The sequence below is a fragment of the Ruegeria sp. CDSC042 genome (assembly GCF_059610745.1).
Genome location: NZ_JBXWOF010000019.1, coordinates 1 through 4448 on the forward strand (window position 1 = coordinate 1; position 4448 = coordinate 4448).

3 protein-coding genes are annotated in these 4448 nt (G+C 62.3%); all 3 read left to right on the forward strand.

From position 1 onward, the window contains the following. Nucleotides 1–1095 (forward strand): glycine cleavage system aminomethyltransferase GcvT (gcvT, locus tag AC2FHX_RS20920; RefSeq protein ID WP_496703693.1); only part of this gene is annotated, 1095 nt, incomplete at its 5' end. A gap of 18 nt (nt 1096–1113) precedes the next feature. After that, nucleotides 1114–1479, forward strand: a complete 366-nt coding sequence (gene gcvH, locus AC2FHX_RS20925; RefSeq protein WP_142640419.1) for a glycine cleavage system protein GcvH — start codon at nt 1114–1116, stop codon at nt 1477–1479. A gap of 113 nt (nt 1480–1592) precedes the next feature. Continuing rightward, nucleotides 1593–4448, forward strand: coding sequence for an aminomethyl-transferring glycine dehydrogenase (gene gcvP / locus AC2FHX_RS20930; protein ID WP_496703695.1), 2856 nt, complete (start codon nt 1593–1595; stop codon nt 4446–4448).

A 4448-nucleotide genomic window follows, 5' to 3' on the forward strand; every position in this document is an offset into this window, starting at 1 on the left:
ATGACGGATATTAAGCGCACGCCTTTGCATGGTTTGCATGTTGAGTTGGGTGGGAAGTTGGTTGATTTTGCGGGCTGGGAGATGCCTGTTCAGTATCCCTTGGGGATTATGGGTGAGCATGCGCAGTGTCGTGAGAAGGCGGCGGTGTTTGATGTGTCTCATATGGGTCAGGTGATCCTGCGGGGTGAGGATGTTGGTGCCAAGCTTGAGGCTCTGTGCCCGCAGGCCTATGCGACACTGAAGCCTGGCAAGGCGCGGTATGGGTTTTTCACCAATTCGGATGGCGGGATCATGGATGATCTGATCGTGTCGAATGCGGGGGATCACTTCTTTGTGGTGGTGAACGCGGCGCTGCGTCATCAGGATATTCCGCATATGCGCGCCAATCTGGACGGGGTTGAGGTGATCGAGATCTTTGACCGCGCGCTTGTTGCGGTGCAGGGACCGAAGGCCGAGGATGTGGTGGGTGCGCTTTGCCCTGCGGCGCGGGATCTGAAGTTCATGGAAACCGTTGTTGCCGACATCCTGGGGGCCGAATGCCGGATCTCGCGTCTGGGCTATACCGGCGAGGACGGGTACGAGATCTCGATCCCCGAGGACCGCGCGATTGAAATCACCAAGGCCTTCCTGGCGCATGAGGATTGCGAGGCGGCGGGCCTGGGCGCGCGCGACAGCCTGCGGCTGGAGGCGGGGCTGTGCCTGTATGGCAATGACATCGACCAGGGCACCTCGCCGATCGAGGCCAGCCTGGGTTGGGCGATCCAGAAACGCCGCAAGGAAGAGGGCGGGTTCCCGGGGGCCGACCGCATTCAAAAAGAACTGGCCGAGGGTCCCGTGCGCAAGCTGGTGGGCATCAAGCCGGAAGGCCGGGCACCGGCGCGTCAGGGCGTGGACATTCAGTGCGCGCAGGGCAATACAATCGGTCAGATCACCTCGGGCGGGTTTGGCCCGACGGTCGGTGGACCTGTGGCGATGGGCTATGTGGCGGCGGATCATGCCGAACCGGGTACGGCGGTGAACCTGATCATCCGGGGCAAGCCGCAACCGGCACAGATTGTGGCCACCCCCTTTGTCACCCAGAATTACAAGCGTTGAAGTCAGGAGAGAGACAACATGGCAACCTATTATTCCGAAGAGCACGAATGGCTGACCGTCGAGGGTGACACCGCGACGCTGGGCATCACCAAACACGCGGCTGAACAGCTGGGCGACGTGGTGTTCGTGGAACAGCAGGAAGCAGGCGACGAGTTCGAGAAGGGCGGCGAGATTGGCGTGATCGAATCCGTCAAGGCGGCGTCCGAGCTTTATGCGCCGGTTGATGGCGAGATCGTCGAGGTCAATGAGGCGCTGGCCGACAATCCGGGCGCGCTGAACGACGACCCCGAGGGCGAGGCCTGGATTTACAAGATCAAGATCACGGATGCGTCGCAGCTGGAAGATCTGATGGATGAGGCCGGCTACAAGGCCTTCATCGGGTAACTTCAATTCCGGGGCCCTGAAACCGGGCCCCGGGCTTCATCTTTTTCCAAATACTCCCGCCGGAGGCATCTGCCAGAGCGGCTGGGCGAGACATTCCTTGAGGAGCGCTACACATGGCCTTCAAACTCACCGATTACGAAGCCTATGACTTTGCCAACCGTCGCCATATCGGGCCCAGCCCGACCGAGATGCGCGACATGCTCAAGGTGATCGGCTTCACGACGCTGGATCAGCTGATTGACGCCACCGTCCCCCCTGCGATCCGGCAGAAGGAAGCGCTGGACTGGGGTCCGGCGATGACCGAGCGCGATGCGCTGTTCCACATGAAAGAGGTGGCGAGCAAGAACAAGGTTCTGACCTCGCTGATCGGTCAGGGATATTATGGCACCACCACACCCGCGCCGATCCTGCGCAACATCCTGGAAAACCCGGCCTGGTACACGGCGTACACGCCTTATCAGCCCGAGATCAGCCAGGGCCGGCTTGAGGCGCTGCTGAACTTCCAGACTATGGTCAGCGATCTGACCGGGCTGGACGTGGCCAACGCATCCCTGCTGGACGAAGCAACCGCTGCTGCCGAGGCGATGGCGATGGCCAAGCGCGGTGGCCGGTCCAAGGCCAATAACGCGGCTTTCTTCGTCGATAAAAACTGCCACCCGCAGACCATTGCGGTGATCAAAACCCGCGCCGAGCCTCTGGGCATCGATGTACAGGTGGCTGATCCGGATACGATGGACGCGGGCGCGGTGTTTGGCGCGATCTTCCAGTATCCCGGCACGCATGGACATGTGCGCGACTTCACCGCCGAGATCGCGGCGCTGCATGAACATAAAGCCATTGCCATCGTTGCCGCCGACATCCTGTCGCTGGCACTGCTGAAATCCCCCGGCGAGATGGGCGCGGATATCGCCATCGGTTCGACCCAGCGCTTTGGCGTGCCGATGGGTTATGGCGGCCCGCACGCGGCCTATATGGCGACCACCGACAAGCTGAAGCGGTCGATGCCCGGCCGGATCATCGGCGTCAGCATCGACAGCCGGGGCAACAAGGCCTATCGCCTGGCGCTGCAGACCCGCGAACAGCATATCCGCCGCGAGAAGGCCAACTCGAATGTCTGCACCGCGCAGGCGCTGCTGGCCGTCATTGCGTCGATGTATGCGGTTTATCACGGCCCTGATGGCATCAAGGCCATCGCGCAATCGGTGCATCGCAAGACCTCGCGCCTGGCGGCTGGTCTGGAAGAGGCGGGCTTTGCCGTGGAACCGGAAGTGTTCTTTGACACCATCACGGTCGAGGTCGGCCATCTGCAGAATGTCGTGATGGAGGCCGCCGTGGCCCGCGGCGTCAACCTGCGCAAGGTCGGCGACAGCAAGGTCGGCATCAGCCTGGACGAACAGACCCGGCCCGAGACCATCGAGGCCGTCTGGGGTGCCTTCGGCATCGATCGGGCGGATGACAGCTCGAACAAGCAATACCGCCTGCCGGATTACGCGCTGCGTGAAAGCGAATATCTGACCCACGAGATCTTCCACAAGAACCGGGCCGAGGCCGAGATCACGCGGTACATGCGCCGTCTCGCCGACCGCGACCTGGCGTTGGACCGGGCGATGATCCCGCTGGGCTCCTGCACGATGAAGCTGAACGCCACGATCGAGATGATCCCGGTCACCTGGCCCGAGTTCGGCAATCTGCACCCGTTCTGCCCCGAAGATCAGGCGCAGGGCTATCACGAGATGATTGCCGATCTGAACGACAAGCTGTGCCAGATCACCGGCTATGACGCGATCTCGCAGCAGCCCAACTCGGGCGCGCAGGGCGAGTACGCAGGCCTGCTGACCATCCGCAACTATCACGCCGCGCGGGGTGAGGCGCATCGCAATGTCTGCCTGATCCCCACTTCGGCCCATGGCACCAACCCGGCCTCGGCCCAGATGGTGGGCTATCAGGTGGTGCCGGTGCAAGCGGATGAGAAGGGCAACATTGATGTCGCCGATTTCCGCGCCAAGGCGGAAAAGCATTCCGACCATCTGGCCGCCTGCATGATTACCTACCCGTCGACCCATGGCGTGTTCGAGACCACCGTCCAGGAGGTCTGCCAGATCACCCATGATCACGGCGGTCAGGTCTATATCGACGGCGCCAACATGAACGCCATGGTCGGACTGTCGCGTCCTGGTGACATTGGTGGCGACGTCAGCCACCTGAACCTGCACAAGACCTTCTGCATCCCGCATGGCGGTGGCGGCCCCGGCATGGGTCCGATCGGCGTCAAGGCGCATCTGGAGGAACACCTGCCCGGCCACCCGGAATACGGCACCGCCGTCGGTCCGGTCTCGGCGGCACCGTTTGGGTCTCCGTCGATCCTGCCGGTCAGTTGGGCCTATGTGCTGCTGATGGGCGGTGCGGGTCTGACCCAGGCCACGAAAGTGGCGATCCTGAACGCCAACTATATCGCGGCTCGGCTGCAGGACGCCTATCCAATCCTGTACACCTCGGAAACAGGCCGGGTGGCGCATGAATGTATCCTTGACACCCGTCCTTTGGATGAGGCGGCCCATGTCAGCGTCGACGATGTGGCCAAACGACTGGTCGATTCCGGCTTCCACGCGCCGACCATGTCCTGGCCGGTGGCCGGAACCCTGATGGTCGAACCCACCGAGTCGGAACCCAAGGACGAGCTGGATCGCTTCTGCGACGCCATGCTGTCCATCCGGGCCGAGGCGCAGGACATCATCGACGGCAAGATCGATGCGGAGAACAACCCGTTGAAAAACGCCCCCCATACGGTGCGCGATCTGGTCGGCGACTGGGACCGCCCATACACCCGCGAACAGGCCTGCTTCCCCCCGGGCTCCATGGGCGTCGACAAATACTGGTCCCCCGTCAACCGCGTCGACAACGCATACGGAGACCGAAACCTCATCTGCACATGCCCACCAATGGACGCTTACGAAGAAGCCGCAGAGTAA